The following is an 18263-nucleotide window of genomic DNA, read 5'->3' on the forward strand; positions in this document are numbered from 1 at the left end:
TCCCCCTTTACTACGATGCTGGTGCTGTTTTGTTCTCCTGTGCCTGTTCGACAAACGTACGTATAGTTTCATTGTCGAGTTTCCATTCGCCAAGTGAAATTCCGCGGAAGGTCACATCAACTTTATCCGATTGAGTTCTGCCCTTAATCTCCACATTGGGACTTGTGATGGTGAACGCTCCATCCTGTCCTTTGACGTATTTCGCTTTGGAAGCCTCCTTCAGCATCATGCTGGTTGCTTCCTTCTTCAATGTGTCCATCGTGCTGGATTGTACGTCTGTCACTGTCTGTTTGATCTGATCAATGGAGATGCCGCTGTATATCAGTAGAGCCGCAATAATGATGATGGCAATCGCCCATTTCAATACGGTTTTGACCACATTCAGAACAAAGAACAATATGATCAATGCAACCACGATCACCAGCCAGTTCTGCATCACAAACTCTTTGATTACTTCTATGTTCATGACTACACCTTCCGTATTAGAATTCATTCGTAACACTCCCGAATATTATACATGATTTCCGAAGCTGCTGTCAGCTAAGCCCTCTCCCTTAAAAATAAACGGTCTAAGTTCGTCCCGCCGGGCGTACAAGTAGTACCATGAGGTTCTGCCGGGCGAACGGGGAACACGTTCAAGACCTGTAGTTTGAACATGCATCGCTTAACAAGGAGGGGCTTATGTGAAAACGGCCATCTGGCTATACCTGTTTTTGTTCCTTGCTGTATTTGATTTGCACGCCCAGTATCCCATTCTGACCCCTTTTGCCATCTCGCTGGGAGCCGCCCCTACTTTCATTGGCTGGATGATGGGCATCTATTCCTTAACACATCTTCCTGGCAATCTGATTGCTGGAACACAAATCGATAAACATGGGAGTCGCCGCTACATTGTATTCAGTCTGCTCGGAGCAGGATTCATCCTGCTCTTACAAGCCTATGTCCAGACACCATGGCAACTGCTGGCGTTGCGTTCCATCAGCGGGTTTGTACTGGCCTTCCTGTCTCCTGCATGTCTCGCCCTGCTTGCACAGTTATCCAGCGATCCGGTGAAACAGGGGAAGTATATGTCGGGTCACGGGGTAGTACATACCCTCGCTTCTGTTGTATCGCCAGCAGCCGGTGCGATCATTGTGGGTTCCATGGGATTCTCTGCTACATTCTCAGGTTTGGGTTATCTGCTTATTCTCACAGGTGTCATTGCTTTCATGACGATGCCCCGTGGTATCGTCAAACAGCAGGAGAGAGTAACGGTACCTACTAAACCTGACGCTTCACCAGCAGATGCCACAAGTGCATTCCTGCCGGTGTCCTGGCGATACTTTGCTTTGCCTCTGGTGATTGCCTGTGCCCAAGGGATTCTCTTCTTCGAATTACCCCTGCGGGGCGGAGGACAATCGTCCATCATGTCTACCGGACTGCTGTTCTCTATAATCAGTATTGGGGCACTCTTCACCCTCAGCATGTTATTTCTCAACCGGTATTCCCCCAAGCTGCGTCTGGTTGCGGGCGTGCTGTTAATGTCCTTGTGTTTTTTTGTGATGGCAGCCATTCCGCAAGTTCCGTTGACCACCGTATTGTTTGTACTTGGGATGTCCAAAGGCATCATCTTTCCAGCTATGGCTACTCTATTTATCCGTCTGAGCGGAGGAAGCAAGTTGGGCCGCATTTTCTCGCTGCAATCCATAGCCACCTCCATCGGCTCTTTCATCGGCCCCATCACAGCCGGGCAACTTCGTGTCGGGTTATCACCCTATTTCATCGCGTTTCTTTTGTTAATGATTGGTATGCTGCTGCTTCCATACTATACATCCAGACGCGAAGCTCCCCTGTCCGATCCGAAAAGTATATTGAATTAGGCCTGTATCAAGCTCTTCTTCCCTACTGTTATGACAGCAATTAGGTCTGTATTTTCATTAGCTTTGCATCATTCCCCCATTTACAGCTAAACTATATAAAATGGACTAACGTTTTACACGTTAATAAAAGCTAACTGGGAAATCTATCTTTTACAATCACCGAAGGTTTTATCTTATTGAAGACCATTAAGGTTGAACAATTAGCCAAAAGTAGTGAAGGGGACGGAATCGATTTTGAAGAAGCGGTAGCGTTCGCCTTTGTCTCCAAATATTAACTTTATAAAAGCAAATCAGAAATATATGGAGACAACAGCGATCGGAAGAACGATCCGTAACCGGAACGGCCACTAAAGCTATTACTGACCTAATGATGCATTTATGAAATAAGACCTCAAACTTGATGTGTTGTTCTATCCAGTTAGCAGTCGTGTAAAGAAAGGAGTCCATTTTATATAATCAGTCGATTTTCGCTGCAACATTTCCCGGGGAATGTCGACATAAGCTCTCGAACAAGAGGTGAATATCATGCCTATTCATGTCATTGTGGAAGGTAAGAATGACCGAAGCAAACTGAAACGTCTGGTTGGACCCGAAATCAACATTCTATGTACGTTTGGAACACTTAATTCCCTCAAGTTGGAGACCCTGCGCAAGCAAGTCGGTTACGATGAAGTCTTTTTATTTATGGATAATGACAGTTCCGGCAAAAAAATTAGAGGTGTACTTCGGGATGCTTTCCCGGATGCAGTACAGATGTATACACGACGAGGATATGCGGGTGTGGAAGGAACACCTGATGAGTATATCATTGCCCAGCTGGAGAAAGCCGGGTTAGAGACATACATCCAATACCCTGAACATCCTTCCTATTAAAATGAAATACCAAAAGGCTGCCTTTGGGTTGATATCCAACCAGAAGGCAGCCTTTACAATATGAGTATCATGTTATTCGTTGATCAGATTGCGAATATCCTCGGCAATGACAGCTGGCACAACGTCCTCTGTATTAAATGCGTTATATACCTTGCGCAGCTGGTTGTTCTCATCCACCAATCCAATCATATTCATATGGGCAAAATCGTCCTTACTCTCCCCATCGATCAGGATCTGAAATGATTCCCTGGCCAACTGTTTGGTTTTGTCCATATCCCCTCGCAAGAAGTACCATCCGGAATAATCCGCGTGAAAGCGGTCTGCAAACGTCTTAATCTTCTCTCTTGTATCGACTTTCGGGTCGAATGAAATAGATACAAATGAGACATCTTTACCAAAGGTATCGTCCTCTTTCAACAGATCCTGCACCTGGGATAACGTAAAGGTCGTAATAGGGCAGACATCCGGACAACTGGTGAAATAAAAGTAGAACAAGCGGACTTTCCCTTGCGTATCCTCCAGCGATACTGTACTGCCATCTACATTTTCCATAGAAAAGGATTGGATTTCACGAATCTCGGGTAATTTTTCCTTACTGGCAAATACGGTGCCCCACATCAGATACACAGCCATAATAAGTGCGAGCCCGAGCAGCATCCATGTCCATTTGTACTTTTTCAGCATCTTCCTCGTCCCTTCTGTATCTTTTCTTATGAATACGCATACATATGTGAATCCAAAATCACGTTCGTTTCGCTTTATCCATCTACTGTGACATATGTATTCAAAGAAACCTACTTTTTATGAGATTCTATATTATTGTAACGGTTTAAAGGAACAATGCCCATAAATTATTTTAGCATTGTATATCATTCGAATAGTATCGTACGTTCTCTGGCGATTTTCTCACTGTATCCGATATAAAGTTTATCATAGGAAATGCCAAAATAGTTTGACAAACTACGTACATTTATTGGGTGTGGCACAGGAAATTGTCATAACTTTGAAATTAGGGATGTTTTGCATCCTGACAAACGGATATTATACACTATATATGGGTATCACCTAGATAGAGAAGTAATATGCCTTAGAACGATATACCACACAAAGGAGACGTTTATGGATACCTCTACACATTTTGTCATGGGGATTGGTCTAGCCGGTCTGGCTTATGTCGATCCTGTCGTCGCGGCGAGTCCCATGCTTGCAGCTGCGGTAATGGTTGGCACGATCGCCGGTTCCCAGGCCCCGGACATTGATACTGCGTTACGTCTCAAAAGCAATTCGCTTTACATTCGGAATCATCGGGGCTTGTCACACTCTCTGCCATTTCTCCTGTTATGGGTTTTGCTCATCACCGGCGTCATTGCACTGATATTCCCTGGTGTCCCTATTGGACACGTTGCCACCTGGACCGCTGTGGCCGTAGGCTTTCACGTATTCACCGATCTGTTCAACACCTATGGAACCCAAGCCGCCCGGCCTTTTACAGAACGCTGGATTGCCTGGAACATCATTCATATTTTTGATCCGTTTCTATTCACTACACATGTCATAGCTATCCTGTTATGGGCCTTTGATCTGATCGCCCCTGCACCACTCTTCGTTACGTTGTATAGTTTGACCGGTTTATATTATATATGGCGAACGATTGCTCGTGCACAAGCGGTCAGAAAAGTTAGACGTCTCGACAACAGCCCAGAGCAGGCAAGATACATCGTCATTCCAACGATATCATGGAACCGCTGGCATGTGGTTAAACGAGTTGAGGACGGCAGTTATGTGATCGGTAAAATGGATGGTTCTAATCTGGTATGGAGTCTGCACGCTTCGTCTTCTACTCATGCGGCCGTTGCTGCTTCACGCAAATCACCGGAAGTCAGTGCCTTCCTCTATTTCACCTCCTATGCGGTGGCAGAGGTTGAAGAACTGCCTGCCGGTTACAAGGTCCGCTGGGCAGATGTACGTTATCGACACCGGAAACAATATCCATTTGTCGCTGTAATTGTGATGGATCGGAATTTCGAAACGATTGATACGTATGTAGGCTGGTTAAGCGATGAGAAAATGGATAAAAAACTTTTATCTGCACGCCCTTGACGAAGTGAGCATGGCAAGGCACAATCAGACATAGGAACTGATACGCGAGAAAGCCCGGAGCGTTTCCGCTCCGGGCTTTCTGTTTATCCTGTTTTGTTGCTGTTGGTTAAAATAAATTATTTGCCAGACCCAGCCAGAGACTGCTCAGCGATTTGTACCAGACGTTTGGTGATATATCCACCCAAAGATCCTGTTTCACGGGAAGTGTAGTTACCATAGTAACCGTCTTGTGGGATAGTTACACCCAGTTCCTGTGCAGCCTCGATTTTCAATTGTTGCAGTGCTGAATTTGCCTGAGGTACCACCAAGTTGTTAGAACGAGATCCTTGAGCCATATTTATAATCTCCCTTCAATCTGTGTCTGTAATGTAATTGCAAGCTTGCAAGATTATTATGGCTCGTAGGCTACAGGTTATACGGAGTTTTACTAAATTTGTAGATGGAGGTTTTTCCCAATGAGTAAAGGCTTGTCTTTATGGTTCGCATTCTCTTCGATTATCTTGTTAACGGTTTCAGCAATTATGATCTCCTACTCCGGTTGGTTTGCTGCACTACTGTTTGTCCTGTCCATTGCCAACATTGGCTGGGGATTTGTGATTCGCGCCAAAAAAGAACGTCAGGAAGTTCGCTCGGCTGCTTCAGAGCCCACTTCTTGAGCAGGTCATTTGATAGTTCAATAATGAACGCACAAATAAAGAGGAGTCCTTCAATAGGGCTCCTCTTTATTTATGTTAACTATTCATTGCATGAAATGAAGATCTTTGTTCAGGACTACTGTTTACGTCTCGGAACAAATCCCATACGTTCTTTAACTGCATCCAACGTTTGAGCAGCAACTTCTTCTGCACGACGGGCTGACGTATCCAGAACATCCGCCAATTCGCCAGACTCACGAATCTCATTATATCGTTGTTGCAGCGGTTCAATCACAGATACAACCACTTCAGCCAGTTCCTTTTTGAACGGACCATACATCTTGCCTTCATAACGCTCAGCTACTTCCTTAAGTGTCATACCTGCACATTCAGCATAAATACTCATCAGATTGCTGACTTCCGGTTTGTTTGCCGGATCATATACGACTTCACGTCCCGAATCTGTAGTGGCACGGCTGATTTTTTTGCGAATCACATCCGGCGGATCCAGCAGGGCAATATAGCTGCCAGCGTTAGGGTTACTTTTGCTCATTTTCGAAGAGGCATCATCAAGTGACATTACCCGTGCACCCACCTGCGGAATATACGGATCTGGAATGGTGAAGTACTCCCCATAACGGTGGTTAAAACGTCCTGCCAGATCACGTGTCAGTTCCAGATGCTGCTTCTGGTCCTCACCTACTGGTACAAGGTCAGCATTGTATAACAAAATATCAGCCGCCATTAATGATGGATACACAAACAGTCCGGCACCAACGGAATCTTTACCGGATGATTTATCCTTAAACTGAGTCATGCGTTCAAGCTCACCCATGGAGGTCAGCGTTGTCATCAACCAGCCCAATTCCGCGTGCTGCGGTACATGGGATTGCAGAAATACGTTAGATTTCGAAGGATCAATACCTGCTGCAATAAACAGTGCAGCTACCGCTTCAGACTGTTCACGCAATGCTGCTGGCTCCTGAGCCACGGTGATGGCATGAAGATCAACCACCATGAAATGACATTGATAGTCATGCTGGAGTTTTACAAAATTTTTGATTGCACCAATATAGTTGCCCAATGTGAGCTTACCACTTGGCTGAATACCTGAAAGTACTGTTTTCATAACATAACGCCTCCCTGATTGTTATAAAAAACTCCTGCCATTCTCTGCGAACGCAAAAAGGCCCCACATCCGCAAGGGACGTGAGACCGTGGTGCCACCCTTATTCGCTTTTCTTCGATTGCTCCTGACCCTGAAATCAAGTCAAGCTGAAGAAATGCCTTCATTGTTCCGTAACGTGGATTATACGGCAGACTCTAGTGGGGCAAGCCCATCTCTGGCTTAACCTGTTCAAACCTACACTCAAGGGTCCATTCGGTAAAGAGCTCACACCGGTTCACATCAACCACCGGCTTTCTGGAGAGGATTCTCTTGGCCTACTTATCCCTGTCATCGATTTCATGTCATTTAATTCTAATAAATGCTTTCAGAGTTCCATCTTAATGCGCACAGGCGTGAATGTCAAAATGAGTTGAACTTTTTTACCCGAGACATCAAAATCTGTTATGATGGAATTGCTTATCCTGTTGCCTGCTTCACACGAAATAGCGCAGGAAATAGCTGGCATGTACACAACGACACGCCTGCAGCAGTAGCTTCATCACAACTGCTTGCAGACAGATTTCAAGTGGGAAAAGGAGCATCGATATGAAACAAGTGACCAAAGGCCAATGGAATGGTTACGACACGTATATCCTACATAGCCGTGAATTGGAAATCACCCTGCTGCCGCGTCTTGGAAATAATATTATTTCTATTCGCGATTTAGTGCAGGACAGAGATGTCGTCCGCCGTCCGGATGAAGACGATCTTGCCTTTTATCTGCAGAAGCCGTACCATTTTGGCGTTCCTCTCCTGATTCCACCAGGGCGCATTCATCGTGGACAATTCGAATATGAAGGCGTTCGTTACCAGTTCGATCAGAACACGGCGAATGACAACCATATTCACGGTCTCCACCGTACCCAATCCTGGTGTGTCAGTGACATTGAGGAAGATGAAGACGGCTGTGCAATTACGACTGAATTACTGACCAAAAATGAAGAGCATTGGATGGCCCAATTCCCGATTCCCCTAAAACTTGAGATGACGTTCAGTCTGCAAAACGCTGTATTTAGCCAGCGTCTGCGAGTCACCAATCTGAGCTCAACGCCTGCTCCTTTTGGGATGGGATATCATACATGGTTTTTGTTAGACGGCAAACCTGCCGACTGGACACTGCAACTTCCTGTTTCCGGAATATACGGACAGAATGAAGAACAACTACCGACAGGTGAACTGGAATCCCTGGGTGAATGGTCTGCTCTGAACGAAGGCATCAATTTGCAGGGACGTAACTGGGATACCCTGTTGAAAGCTACCGAAGGTGAACCGGCTACGGCTTACTTACGCAGGCAAGATGGGTATACATTGAAATATTCAGCAGATGAAGCATTTTTCAAACATTGGGTTCTCTTTACCAAAGGTGAATCCGATCAGTTCTTGTGCATTGAACCGTACACTTGGCTCCCGGATGCACCTAATTTGGCTTTATCGGATGAACAAACCGGGTTGATTCGCTTGGAACCGGAACAGCCTGTTGAGTTATTTACACGTATTGAGGTTATACCTCCTACAGACTAAGCGAGCTGATCATGCTCTACTTTGCTTTTACGCATATCACCCTATATTTTGATATCCACATACAACTTGCCGACCCGCATTGGGTCGGCTTTTTTATGTGTCCTGTGCACTGATAGTTATCCATATTTTCCCTTACGCCATATCATGTATATTTCCGTATTCTCTAACCATACTAACATCACCAACCCATAAGGAGGTGACACATATGTACGGAAGTCAAGGTAGCGGTAGCCGCTCCAACAACCTGGTCGTTCCCCAAGCAACAGCAGCATTGCAACAATTGAAAATTGAAGCTGCTCAAGAGCTGGGTGTAACTATTCCACAAGATGGTTACTACGGTAACTATACTTCCCGTGAGACAGGTTCTCTGGGTGGATACATCACTAAACGTCTGGTGCAAATCGCTGAGCAGCAATTATCGGGTCGTTCGTAAGCTCGTAATTATTGCTTGAGCCTAAGCAGAATCCAAAAGTAAAAGCGGCCTTCTTCGGAAGTGCCGCTTTCTCTTGTGCAACTAATTAGGAGGTCGACTCCATATCTGAATCCTTGTATGTATTGGTTCTAGGGTAACGAATCATCAGGCTCGCCATATTGTAATTAGACTCCATCGTTGCATCTACCAAAATCATACCTTGTCTTACTGTGAAGTCGTACGATATTTCGCCATGCGTCCAATTGCGTTTGAATTTCAACGTCTCCAGCGCCATCGCCCGGAAAGAAGTTCTCTGGGTTACGTTTAGCCCCCCTTCCTCCACATCCATCTGCCCATCTCGTCCAGCTATCGGATTATGTCGAATACCAAACTTCCCAATTACGTTGTTTCGTATTTGCACAAAAACTACCCCTGAATCTAACCCTGATAACTCATTATCAAGTTCTTTGAATACCAGATCCAACTGTCTCGCTAATGAAAGCTCATCAATTTTCATATTAACACTCTCCTTATATGCTTATAGTCCTATAAAGCAAGGACTTACGACTCATTATATGACATCATATGTGCTCATTCAACAAAGAACGGCAAAGTTGGGTATTTCTAACTATGATTTGCACAATTAATTGCCATTCCACTCCCTTAAACTGAGCTTTTTCAATTAATTACGACAAAATCTTCGAGAATCAAAAATGAGGATTCTGTACAAAAAAAAGGCTACAATCCTGTGTCTGTTAACACGGAATTGCAGCCTTTTCATATATATTCAACCTATTTTTCGGTTGCTGTCATCTGCAGAAACTGCTCAATATCGGCAATAACCAAGTCCGCAGCATTTTGCCAGAATTCCGGTTGTGTCAGGTCCGTACCCAGATGTTTCTGAGCAAGTTCTTCGACCGTCATACGCCCTGTATCCCGCAACAAATCATCGTATTTATCTGCAAATGCCGTTCCTTCTTGCTGTGCTCTCGCATAGATTCCCGCACTGAACATATAACCGAACGTGTATGGGAAATTATAGAATGGCACACCCGTCAGATAGAAATGCAGTTTGGATGCCCAGAAATGAGGATGATCTGATGCAAGTACACCGCAGAACGCTTCCTGCTGCGCCTCCACCATTAATTTGGATAATTCATCCGCGTTGACCAGACCTTTTTTGCGTTGTTCATAGAAACGATTCTCAAACAGGAACCGGGCATGGATGTTCATAAAGAAAGCCACACTTCGCTGTATCTTGTCTTCCAGCAAAGCCAGCTTCTCTTGCTCATCTGTTGCCGCCTGCACCAGGGCATCTGCTACAATCAGTTCAGCAAACGTGGACGCTGTCTCAGCCACATTCATCGCATAACGTTGATTCAATGCAGGCAACTCTTCCATAATGTGTTGATGATATCCATGCCCAAGTTCATGCGCAAGAGTCGACACATTAGATGGTGTCCCGGAGAAGGTCATGAAAATTCGGGTTGCTTTGCTAAGTGGCAAAGACGTACAGAATCCGCCTGGACGCTTGCCAGGACGGTCTTCTGCTTCGATCCAGCGTTTCTCAAAAGCCATCTCTGCAAACGAGGAAAGTTTAGGACTGAACTTGGCAAACTGTTCAACAATATTGATGGCTGCCTCATCGTAAGTGATTTTGCCACTCGATTTACCTACAGGTGCATCTACGTCGCTCCAGCTGAGCTTGTCTACCCCCAGCAGTTCTGCCTTGCGCTCCAGATATTGAACAAGTGCAGGTTTGGCACCATTAATCACATCCCACATCGTATCCAGTGTCTGACGTGACATCCGGTTGATGGCCAGAGGTTCTTTGAGGATATCATCCCAGCCACGTTTCTCATATAACTTCAGACGGAATCCCGCGAGGTGATTCAGCGTGTCAGCACAGAAATCTTCGACATCAGTCCAAGCTTGCTCCCAGTTTGCGAATACCGTCTCGCGTACATTCCGATCACTATCGCTCAGCTTGTTGGCAGCCTGTCCTGCGGAGAGCATCACCGTTTCCCCATCTTGCTCAAACGGAATGTTCACCTTGCTGACAATCGTGTTATAGAATTTGCCCCAACCATGGTAACCATCCACACCCAGATCCAGAGCAAGACCTTCCAGTTCAGGCGACAGCTTCTCACGAGCCAGCGTGCGACTCTCGTTCAGTACAAATGCCAGCGGCTGAATATTTTCCCGAGCAATCCAAGCGTCCCACACCGAATCCGATGTCTGACTGAGTGTATTATCAAACTTCGATTTGCTGCCGTTCAGCATCGCTGAAATAGAACTGATGGCGCCCTGAAGCTGCGTTGCCTTTTTGTCCTTCTGGTTTTGCGATGAGAGGCAGGATACAAACGCAGATCCTTCCGATATGCGGATATAACAGCTTTGCAGCAGTTCCAAAATCGGATCAAATGCAGCCGTCTCTTCTAATGAAGTCGGTGCAGCTGTTTCGTTCAGCAGATGTTGCAGTTTACGTACATCCTCTTCCAGTTCAATCAGATACGCAGCAAATGTCTCGGAGGAAGAACCTCCACTAAAAATGGACTCCAGGTCCCATACGGGGTGTAATGGCGTTTTCATTTAATAAGGCACCTCTCTCTATAAATTGGATGGTTAGTATTGAATTAAAAACTGGTTTTCTGTCAGCCATATCTCTATACTAGAGAAATACTTATAGCAACCTTCAGGAGGTAAACGTATGAAACCTTTACAAGTATCGGCTGATACAGCCGTCAAATTAGCAGAATCCCTGGGCGTACCTTTGGAGCACCTGATGCACATGCCCCAACATATCCTGATGCAGAAGATTGCGGAACTCGCCAAACAAGAAACCTCCAAACCTTCCGCACCAGAAGGCGAACAAGAATGATTCCGTTTGAGAACAGCTGGCCTTACGATATTGTGATGGGAGACATCTATGTACAGCAATGTCCCTACTGTCATGCAAGCAACGTGCTGCTCCCCCTCAAACCCAAAGAGCTTGTGCTCATTCGCGAAGGCAAAAAGAAATTACTGGTCTTTCCCTGCTGTAATACAAGCATGACTGTGATCGACAACGACAGTGACTATTTGTTATCCAGCCGTCCTGTCCGTAACTAATGTAAGATCAACCTAGAGGGGGCTGCGCTTCGCAGCCTCTTTGTCTGTTTCCAGCATCTCTTCAGGGAGTTCCAACTTACTTGAAATCATCTGCTCACGCAGCACGGCCCACTGTTCCCTTGAAGCACGAATCATGGCCGCATCTGTGATCCGCTTGTCATGAATGACCTTGCTGAACCATTGCACTGCTTCATTAAACCGGCCTACCCTGCGGTTCAATTCCCCGAGCAAATACAACAGTTTGGCTTCATTGCCACCCGTTCCTTCACGTTCGAACACCTTCACATAGGCTTCCAGGCTAAATTCAAGAAAACGATGTTCCTGTGCATGGTCCTCCATATAACGATACAACCAAGCTATATGATGCAACAGACCAGCGACGACACGATCTTTCTCCCGGATAACCTGTGCGCACAGCAAGGCAAGCTTGTACGTAGCCAGCGCCTGTTCCAGTGTTCGTGCTCCGCTATAATCACGTTTAACCCAGCGGTTACCGATCTGTTCCTTAAATGCCTTGCGCTGAGCATCATTTAAATGCTCCGTTGCGTTCTCCGTCGTGGCAAACCCGCACTGCGGACAGATGCGAACCACATAAAAATCTGGATTCTCCAGCTTGTAGTAAGCACAAAAATCCGAATCCGTCCGGTAGGGCCTTTTCAAACTCGGTCTTACCCGTGAGGTTTCATACTCGGTTTCGCAATAATGGCAGGTCACTTTCACCTTATACAGCGGCTCTAATTCCAATCTCTTCCATCCCTCTCCCGTACGCTTGTAATCATATTCGGATCTACGGTGTATTCACAAAATGATGTGCAGGCCCGGATAAACGCTGCAGGATAAACGCATGCAAGGGCTCCTCCACACCAATCTGTGTTAAGGCTTGATCCATACATGCCAGCCACGCCTCAGCCCGTTCAACCGTCACTTCAAAATGCATATGACGGGCACGCATCATTGGATGTCCAAACGCCTCGGAAAACAGCCCTGGTCCTCCAAAAAACTGAGACAAAAACATATACTGCTTGTCGATGACCGGCTGAATATCTTCCGGGAAAAGCGGAGCCAGCTGCTCATTCTGCTGAACGATCGGATAGAAAGCCTCGACCAGCGCGCGAACACCTTTCTCACCGCCAAGATTGTCATAAATACTCAAACTGGGATTCATTCGTCTGATTCCCCTTTCTGATGTCGAATTTTGCCATATATTACACGTTCCGTGAACATTGTGAAAACAGTAACAATATCCAGGCCACAAAAGCCTTTATCTTCATTCTATCAAAAAAAACCAAAAAGTCCTATATAACATGAAATCATCAGGACATGTAACCTGCCATCTGTATATAGGACCTTATTCGAAACATAACACAAAAAAAGCGCCAACCGCTTGGGTTGGCGCACTAGATATTTCATTAATAACTCCGCCAGTCCTCTTCCTCAGAGCGTACCAGCGAGGCACGTATCACATATACAAAAGCACAGACCAGGATTCCGGTGACAAGACTCATGATCATCACTCCATCCGAATTGAATTCCACCTTGGAGACAATTAGGTGACGTTCAGGCGTTTTTCTCATTTTAGCACACATCACTCAAAAACACAGCCACTTTTGCAAGCGCTTTCTACGTATAATTTTGTACTGTTTGTCCACTTTTTTTCATATATTGATGGCAATAACATCACAGACTTCCGCACACTGACCATTCCAAATATAAAGGAGAAGAATTCATGGCTGCTTCACAACGACTCACCCATGTCCTGGTCACACTCGCTCTCCTGATCCTTTGTGTGTTAATGGTCTTGTATCCAGCGGAAACCTGGCATGCAGGTGTACGTGGACTGTCCATCTGGTGGGACGTATTGTTTCCCTCCCTTTTTCCTTTTTTGGTGCTGTCCGAGCTGCTGCTCGGCTTTGGCATTGTTCATTTTCTAGGTACCTTGCTGAATCCACTGATGCGTCCATTGTTTCGTGTTCCCGGAAGCGGTGGTTTTGTATTTGCCGTGAGCTGTGCATCCGGTTATCCTACAGGGGCGAAACTGACCGCTCAGTTATGGGAACAAAAGCTGGTTACCCGGGAAGAAGGAGAACGGCTCGTTGCCTTCACTACATCATCCGATCCGATCTTCATGATTGGAGCGGTATCGGTTGGGTTCTTCCATAATGTCGCCATTGCTCCAGTATTGGTTGCGAGCCATTACGCTGCAGCTTTTCTGGTGGGTATGCTCATGCGTTTTCACGGGGGTACAGCCAAAGGCTCACACCCAGACAGTTCTTCTGGATCTCCATCGGAGGAGATACCTAGAAACAGACTGGTCCGGGCCATCTATGCGATGCACGAAGCAAGAAAAGCTGACGGACGGGCATTTGGTGAACTGCTGCGCCAGGCAGTCTCCTCATCCCTTCGCCTTATTATTATCGTAGGAGGGCTGGTTGTATTCTTCTCGGTCATGATGGAGCTGCTTGTCCAGACCGGTTGGCTTGGCGGATTATACGGCATAACCGAGCAATTGTTACGACATAGCGGACTGCCTCCATCTTTATCTCCTAGCTTGGTCGGTGGACTATTTGAAGTAACGCTGGGGAACAAAGAGGCTGGGAGTGCCGGGGCATCCATCCCTCTCGTCTATAAAGTAGCAGCAGCAGCCTTTGTTCTCTCCTGGGGCGGATTATCCGTCCATGCACAGATTATGAGTGTCCTTAGCAACACACCCATGAGATATGGTCCCTTTCTATTTGCCAGAGCCATTCATGCGCTAATCGCACCTGTGCTGGTCCTGCTCTTGTGGACACCCATGATGGGACGTTCCTCTTCACCCGTTCTCATGGAGCCCGGTTTCATCCCATCGTTATCAACGTATACACCGGACTGGGGACTGATTTTCTTATCCGGAATGATTGTTTTTGTAAGCCTCATCGTGTTGTTGTTATTCCTTGCGATATTAAGTTCCATTCTCAAGCCTAGACGACATACCAAAAAATAAGTGAACGATTCATCTATATTTAACTGAATATGCGCCCAAACGTTGTGTTCTTCCGCGGAATTGATTATCATCGGTAGTATAATGACCACAAAGGAGCTTTCATCTTGAGATACTATGTTCAAGACCGCGGAGACCAGTTATCGATTGATCTCAGTCAGCAGTTTCACGCGCTGGCGAAGGAAGAAGGGTTCAAGCTGGATGCAGAATCGCCGGAGATTGTTATCTCCATCGGGGGCGATGGTACGATGCTACAGGCATTTCACAATTTCATCGACCGTATTCCGGATATTGCTTTTGTTGGGGTTCATACAGGCCATCTCGGCTTTTACGCCGATTGGAAGAAGGAAGAATTACGGGAGTTAGTCAGGCTGATGAGTGGCAAGGGAGATCCGGAGCGTCTCAAACCACGTATTGTACAATACCCACTCTTGGAGCTTGAGATTCGTAAAAAGTCGGGGAATTCCTCTTACATCGCCCTTAATGAATTTACGTTAAAAGGTGTAGACGGTACCGTCGTAGCCCAGGTCGATATTAACGATGTGACATTTGAGATGTTCCGTGGGGATGGCATCTGTGTATCCACGCCATCAGGCAGCACGGCATACAACAAGGCCCTTGGCGGTGCCATGGTTCATCCAACCATCGAGGCGATTCAGATTGCGGAGATTGCATCGATTAATAACCGGGTCTATCGTACACTTGGTTCACCGGTTATTTTGCCCAAGCATCATCATTGTGATATTTTCTCCCGCAAGGATCAGCGGTTATTGATGACGATTGATCATGTGAATGTGATGGTGGAGGATCTGATCTCCGTCCGTTGTCAGGTATCCAGTCACAAGGTCAGTTTCGCACGTTTCCGCCCTTATCCATTCTGGAACCGGGTTCGCACGGCATTTCTTGACTAAAATAAACACACCAAAAAAGCGGTCCTTCTCAGGAACCGCTTTTTGCTTTGGCTTGAGGTTGATCCTTGCTCTTCTGAAGCACAAAGTACGCACAGCCAAAGTTACAATATTCATTGATATAATCCACCATACTGGCAATCGTGGAATCCTTCGTTGCTTTTGGATGGTTATCACGGTAAAAACCTTTTAACCTCAACTGGCTATAACCCCAGTCTCCGATAATATAATCATAACGCTCCAGCACTTCACTGTAACGATCACGGAAGACCTCTGGATTCCAGCCTTCTTTGTGGTTCTGGACGATTTCATAATTTTTGCCGCCGATCTGTACAATGACCGGTTCTTTGGGCTTTTCCTCAACTGATTCAACAACTGATTCCTGAACCGGCTCCTGGATCTGCTCCTGAAGTTGGTCCTGAATCTGTTCTGTGATTTTTTCTTCTTCCAATCCGGTATCCTCCATCACGCGTGTGTTGCCGCCTGTTCAGCATGTTTGGTAGCCGATTTCACCTGTTCATGCGCATGGTAGGAGCTGCGTACCATCGGGCCGGATTCGACGTGGCTGAACCCACGTTTTAATCCTTCCTGTTTCAATGCAGCAAACTCCTCTGGCGGATAATACTTTTCAACATACAGATGTTTCTCCGATGGCTGCAAATATTGACCAATCGTCATAATATCACAGTTCACCGCACGAAGATCATCCATTGTTGATAAAATTTCATTATATTCCTCACCTACACCAAGCATAATGCTTGATTTCGTAGGGATGTTAGGTTGCATTTCTTTGGCACGAGCAAGCAATTCCAGTGAACGTTTATATTTCGCCTTGGCACGCACTTTGTCTGACAACCGCTCAACCGTCTCAATATTGTGATTCAGAATGTCCGGTTTGGCATCCATTACAATCTGCAAAGATTCCCGATCGCCCAGAAAGTCTGGAATGAGTACTTCAACGCTGCACAATGGCAACCGTCGTCTTACGGCCTTCACGGTCTCTGCAAAAATCGTAGCTCCCCCATCCTTCAGGTCATCACGGGCTACACTTGTAATTACGCAGTGTTGCAGATTCATCTGCTCTGCTGCTTCCGCCACACGTTCTGGTTCCTGCAAATCAAGCTCCGTTGGCAAGCCTGTATTCACCGCGCAAAAACGGCATGCCCTTGTGCAAATGTCGCCCAAAATCATAAAAGTGGCCGTTCGATTGGCCCAGCATTCATAAATATTCGGACACCGTGCTTCCTCACATACCGTATGCAGCGTTTTGGAACGCATCATCGTTTTCATTTCCTGATAGTTATCGCCGGTTGTCAATTTGATCCGAATCCAATCCGGCTTCGGTTCTTTAACACGTTTAGCCAATGCATAAACCTTCTTTCTACTGAAGTTAGGCTGTTGCTCGGAACATATTATACCATGAAAGCGCTGGAAAAACCCCCATTTGTCACATCTTGTGCATTCATGCCCGATATGGACAATTTGTATAATTGGATTCCCCCCCCCAAGAGCTTACATGGATAAAATGAGAACTTTTGAAGAACGCTAACCTTTAGCTTGGTTCATCGGGTACCTTGTATCATTCTAATGGAAAGGGGTTGCTTCCCAGTGCAACAACGCTTGACCTTCAGGCACACGTGCCGCTTTTGGATCAAAACATTACTTGCAGGTACTCTGCTTCTCCCATTCTTGCCTGTTGAAGTTTACGGTGAACCCGCCCAGGCCGCTCCCAAACCAGAGGTTGCCGAGTTAAAACCCGCAGAAATTTTCGCTGCACGTCGCCATTTATATGAAACCATTGGTCAGATGACCCAGATTCCCTGGTACAGGCTTGCTGCCATTGATCAGTATGAACGAACGATTACTCGTGCACATCCAAAGGATCGCAAGCATCCGGAGCGGCTTACGGGTATCTTCATGACCCCTCCGGCCTGGAGAGGATGGCTAAATCCCGATGAGACGGATCAACATCCGGAATCCATTCTTTTTTTCAAAGGATATGGACGTGATGGTTCAGGAGACGGTATAGCGGATGCCAACAATGATCAGGATGTGCTGTACAGCATGGCTTCTGTTATTCAAGGTTACGGAAACAAACAAGAGGACTTCAACATTGCCTTGTGGGAATATTATCACAACTCCCGTGCTGTGCAACGGATACAGCAATTCGCGAAGTTATATGAGCATTTTGACAATCTGGATCTATTCGGACATGCCTTTCCGGTCCCGCTCGGAACCAACTACTCCTATCGCAGTACCTGGGGGACAAAAAGAAGCTGGGGCGGTTATCGCATTCATGAGGGAACAGATATTTTCGCTCCACATGGCCTGCCTGTGCGCAGTACCTGTTACGGGGTCGTGGAAATCAAAGGCTGGAATCCGTTTGGTGGCTGGCGCATCGGAATCCGTGATTTGAACAATCATTATCACTATTACGCCCACCTTTCGGGTTTTGACAAAAGTGCACGCATCGGTGAAGTTGTGATCCCCGGTCAGGTCGTAGGTTGGGTTGGCAGTTCGGGGTACGGGAAACCTGGGACACAGGGCAAATTCCCTCCACATCTGCACTATGGGATCTATCGCGACAGCGGACTGCACGAATGGTCGTTTGATCCTTATCCACAGCTGAAACATTGGGAACAGGATGAACGCAAACAAAAGAACAAGAAAAGTAAGTGAGACGAGGATATGCACGATAA

The 18263-nt window shown here is 46.3% G+C and carries 22 protein-coding genes and 1 other annotated feature; of the genes, 11 read left to right on the forward strand and 11 right to left on the reverse strand.

Annotated elements, in window-relative coordinates:
* Window positions 1-10 precede the first annotated feature (10 nt).
* Window positions 11-493 carry an ATPase gene (locus tag NST38_RS25240; protein ID WP_174806458.1) on the reverse strand — a complete coding sequence of 161 codons (483 nt, stop codon included), beginning with the start codon at window positions 491-493 and terminating at the stop codon, window positions 11-13.
* 190 nt (window positions 494-683) lie between these two features.
* On the opposite strand from NST38_RS25240, the gene NST38_RS25245 reads away from it, so the two are divergent.
* Entirely contained in the window at window positions 684-1859 is a 1176-nt protein-coding gene (locus NST38_RS25245) for an MFS transporter (RefSeq protein ID WP_101314212.1), read from the forward strand.
* A gap of 525 nt (window positions 1860-2384) precedes the next feature.
* Entirely contained in the window at window positions 2385-2732 is a 348-nt protein-coding gene (locus tag NST38_RS25250) for a toprim domain-containing protein (RefSeq protein WP_036605733.1), read from the forward strand.
* A gap of 72 nt (window positions 2733-2804) precedes the next feature.
* Here the strand turns inward: NST38_RS25250 and NST38_RS25255 are convergent, their stop codons facing one another.
* On the reverse strand, window positions 2805-3416 hold the full coding sequence (locus tag NST38_RS25255; protein ID WP_307416169.1) for an SCO family protein: 612 nt from the start codon (window positions 3414-3416) through the stop codon (window positions 2805-2807).
* 435 nt (window positions 3417-3851) lie between these two features.
* Here NST38_RS25255 and NST38_RS25260 point away from each other — a divergent pair, with 435 nt between their 5' ends.
* Window positions 3852-4832: a metal-dependent hydrolase gene (locus NST38_RS25260; protein ID WP_036605731.1), complete on the forward strand. Its 981-nt coding sequence runs from the start codon at window positions 3852-3854 to the stop codon at window positions 4830-4832.
* 116 nt (window positions 4833-4948) lie between these two features.
* On the opposite strand, the gene NST38_RS25265 is transcribed toward NST38_RS25260, so the two are convergent.
* The gene (locus NST38_RS25265) at window positions 4949-5167 is read right to left on the reverse strand and encodes an alpha/beta-type small acid-soluble spore protein (protein WP_017692386.1); all 219 of its coding nucleotides are present in this window, start codon (window positions 5165-5167) and stop codon (window positions 4949-4951) included.
* Between the two features lie 120 nt (window positions 5168-5287).
* On the opposite strand from NST38_RS25265, the gene NST38_RS25270 reads away from it, so the two are divergent.
* Complete coding sequence (locus NST38_RS25270) at window positions 5288-5488, forward strand: hypothetical protein (RefSeq protein WP_017692385.1); 201 nt, start codon at window positions 5288-5290, stop codon at window positions 5486-5488.
* Between the two features lie 115 nt (window positions 5489-5603).
* Here the strand turns inward: NST38_RS25270 and trpS are convergent, their stop codons facing one another.
* Complete coding sequence (gene trpS, locus NST38_RS25275) at window positions 5604-6596, reverse strand: tryptophan--tRNA ligase (RefSeq protein WP_036605729.1); 993 nt, start codon at window positions 6594-6596, stop codon at window positions 5604-5606.
* A gap of 71 nt (window positions 6597-6667) precedes the next feature.
* Window positions 6668-6936: a binding site (T-box leader), on the reverse strand.
* A gap of 245 nt (window positions 6937-7181) precedes the next feature.
* Between trpS and NST38_RS25280 the strand changes: the two genes are divergently transcribed.
* Together NST38_RS25280 and NST38_RS25285 are read left to right on the forward strand one after the other, a co-directional pair.
* A complete protein-coding gene (locus tag NST38_RS25280; RefSeq protein WP_315371211.1) occupies window positions 7182-8156 on the forward strand; it encodes an aldose 1-epimerase in 975 nt (324 codons plus the stop codon).
* A gap of 205 nt (window positions 8157-8361) precedes the next feature.
* On the forward strand, window positions 8362-8589 hold the full coding sequence (locus tag NST38_RS25285) for an alpha/beta-type small acid-soluble spore protein (RefSeq protein WP_341344109.1): 228 nt from the start codon (window positions 8362-8364) through the stop codon (window positions 8587-8589).
* 85 nt (window positions 8590-8674) lie between these two features.
* Here the strand turns inward: NST38_RS25285 and NST38_RS25290 are convergent, their stop codons facing one another.
* Window positions 8675-9085: an O-methyltransferase gene (locus NST38_RS25290; RefSeq protein WP_282320259.1), complete on the reverse strand. Its 411-nt coding sequence runs from the start codon at window positions 9083-9085 to the stop codon at window positions 8675-8677.
* 275 nt (window positions 9086-9360) lie between these two features.
* Window positions 9361-11160, reverse strand: coding sequence for a M3 family oligoendopeptidase (locus NST38_RS25295; RefSeq protein WP_341344110.1), 1800 nt, complete (start codon window positions 11158-11160; stop codon window positions 9361-9363).
* A 118-nt stretch (window positions 11161-11278) separates the two neighbouring features.
* On the opposite strand from NST38_RS25295, the gene NST38_RS25300 reads away from it, so the two are divergent.
* Window positions 11279-11449 carry a YycC family protein gene (locus NST38_RS25300; RefSeq protein WP_074096390.1) on the forward strand — a complete coding sequence of 57 codons (171 nt, stop codon included), beginning with the start codon at window positions 11279-11281 and terminating at the stop codon, window positions 11447-11449.
* Window positions 11446-11679, forward strand: coding sequence for a hypothetical protein (locus tag NST38_RS25305; RefSeq protein ID WP_017692378.1), 234 nt, complete (start codon window positions 11446-11448; stop codon window positions 11677-11679). Before NST38_RS25300 ends, NST38_RS25305 begins: the two co-directional genes overlap by 4 nt.
* 12 nt (window positions 11680-11691) lie before the next feature.
* Here the strand turns inward: NST38_RS25305 and NST38_RS25310 are convergent, their stop codons facing one another.
* The 3 genes from NST38_RS25310 to NST38_RS25320 form a co-directional block, all read right to left on the reverse strand.
* Window positions 11692-12423, reverse strand: coding sequence for a DUF2225 domain-containing protein (locus NST38_RS25310; RefSeq protein WP_036605724.1), 732 nt, complete (start codon window positions 12421-12423; stop codon window positions 11692-11694).
* 43 nt (window positions 12424-12466) lie between these two features.
* Window positions 12467-12844 (reverse strand): globin domain-containing protein, encoded by a 378-nt coding sequence (locus NST38_RS25315; RefSeq protein ID WP_076254602.1) that lies wholly within the window; start codon window positions 12842-12844, stop codon window positions 12467-12469.
* Window positions 12845-13088: 244 nt separating this feature from the next.
* Entirely contained in the window at window positions 13089-13253 is a 165-nt protein-coding gene (locus NST38_RS25320; RefSeq protein ID WP_155984997.1) for a hypothetical protein, read from the reverse strand.
* A 152-nt stretch (window positions 13254-13405) separates the two neighbouring features.
* Here NST38_RS25320 and ylbJ point away from each other — a divergent pair, with 152 nt between their 5' ends.
* Entirely contained in the window at window positions 13406-14659 is a 1254-nt protein-coding gene (gene ylbJ, locus NST38_RS25325; protein ID WP_127548164.1) for a sporulation integral membrane protein YlbJ, read from the forward strand.
* A gap of 104 nt (window positions 14660-14763) precedes the next feature.
* Window positions 14764-15567, forward strand: a complete 804-nt coding sequence (locus NST38_RS25330; protein ID WP_036673293.1) for an NAD kinase — start codon at window positions 14764-14766, stop codon at window positions 15565-15567.
* A gap of 28 nt (window positions 15568-15595) precedes the next feature.
* Here NST38_RS25330 and NST38_RS25335 read toward each other — a convergent pair whose 3' ends face one another.
* Together NST38_RS25335 and lipA are read right to left on the reverse strand one after the other, a co-directional pair.
* Window positions 15596-16015 (reverse strand): YutD family protein, encoded by a 420-nt coding sequence (locus NST38_RS25335; RefSeq protein WP_235200693.1) that lies wholly within the window; start codon window positions 16013-16015, stop codon window positions 15596-15598.
* A gap of 14 nt (window positions 16016-16029) precedes the next feature.
* Window positions 16030-16929 (reverse strand): lipoyl synthase, encoded by a 900-nt coding sequence (gene lipA / locus NST38_RS25340; protein ID WP_017692371.1) that lies wholly within the window; start codon window positions 16927-16929, stop codon window positions 16030-16032.
* Window positions 16930-17172: 243 nt separating this feature from the next.
* On the opposite strand from lipA, the gene NST38_RS25345 reads away from it, so the two are divergent.
* Window positions 17173-18243 (forward strand): M23 family metallopeptidase, encoded by a 1071-nt coding sequence (locus NST38_RS25345; RefSeq protein ID WP_341344111.1) that lies wholly within the window; start codon window positions 17173-17175, stop codon window positions 18241-18243.
* Window positions 18244-18263 lie beyond the last annotated feature (20 nt).

It is taken from the genome of Paenibacillus sp. FSL H8-0104 (assembly GCF_038050215.1).
Taxonomy (GTDB): domain Bacteria; phylum Bacillota; class Bacilli; order Paenibacillales; family Paenibacillaceae; genus Paenibacillus; species Paenibacillus amylolyticus.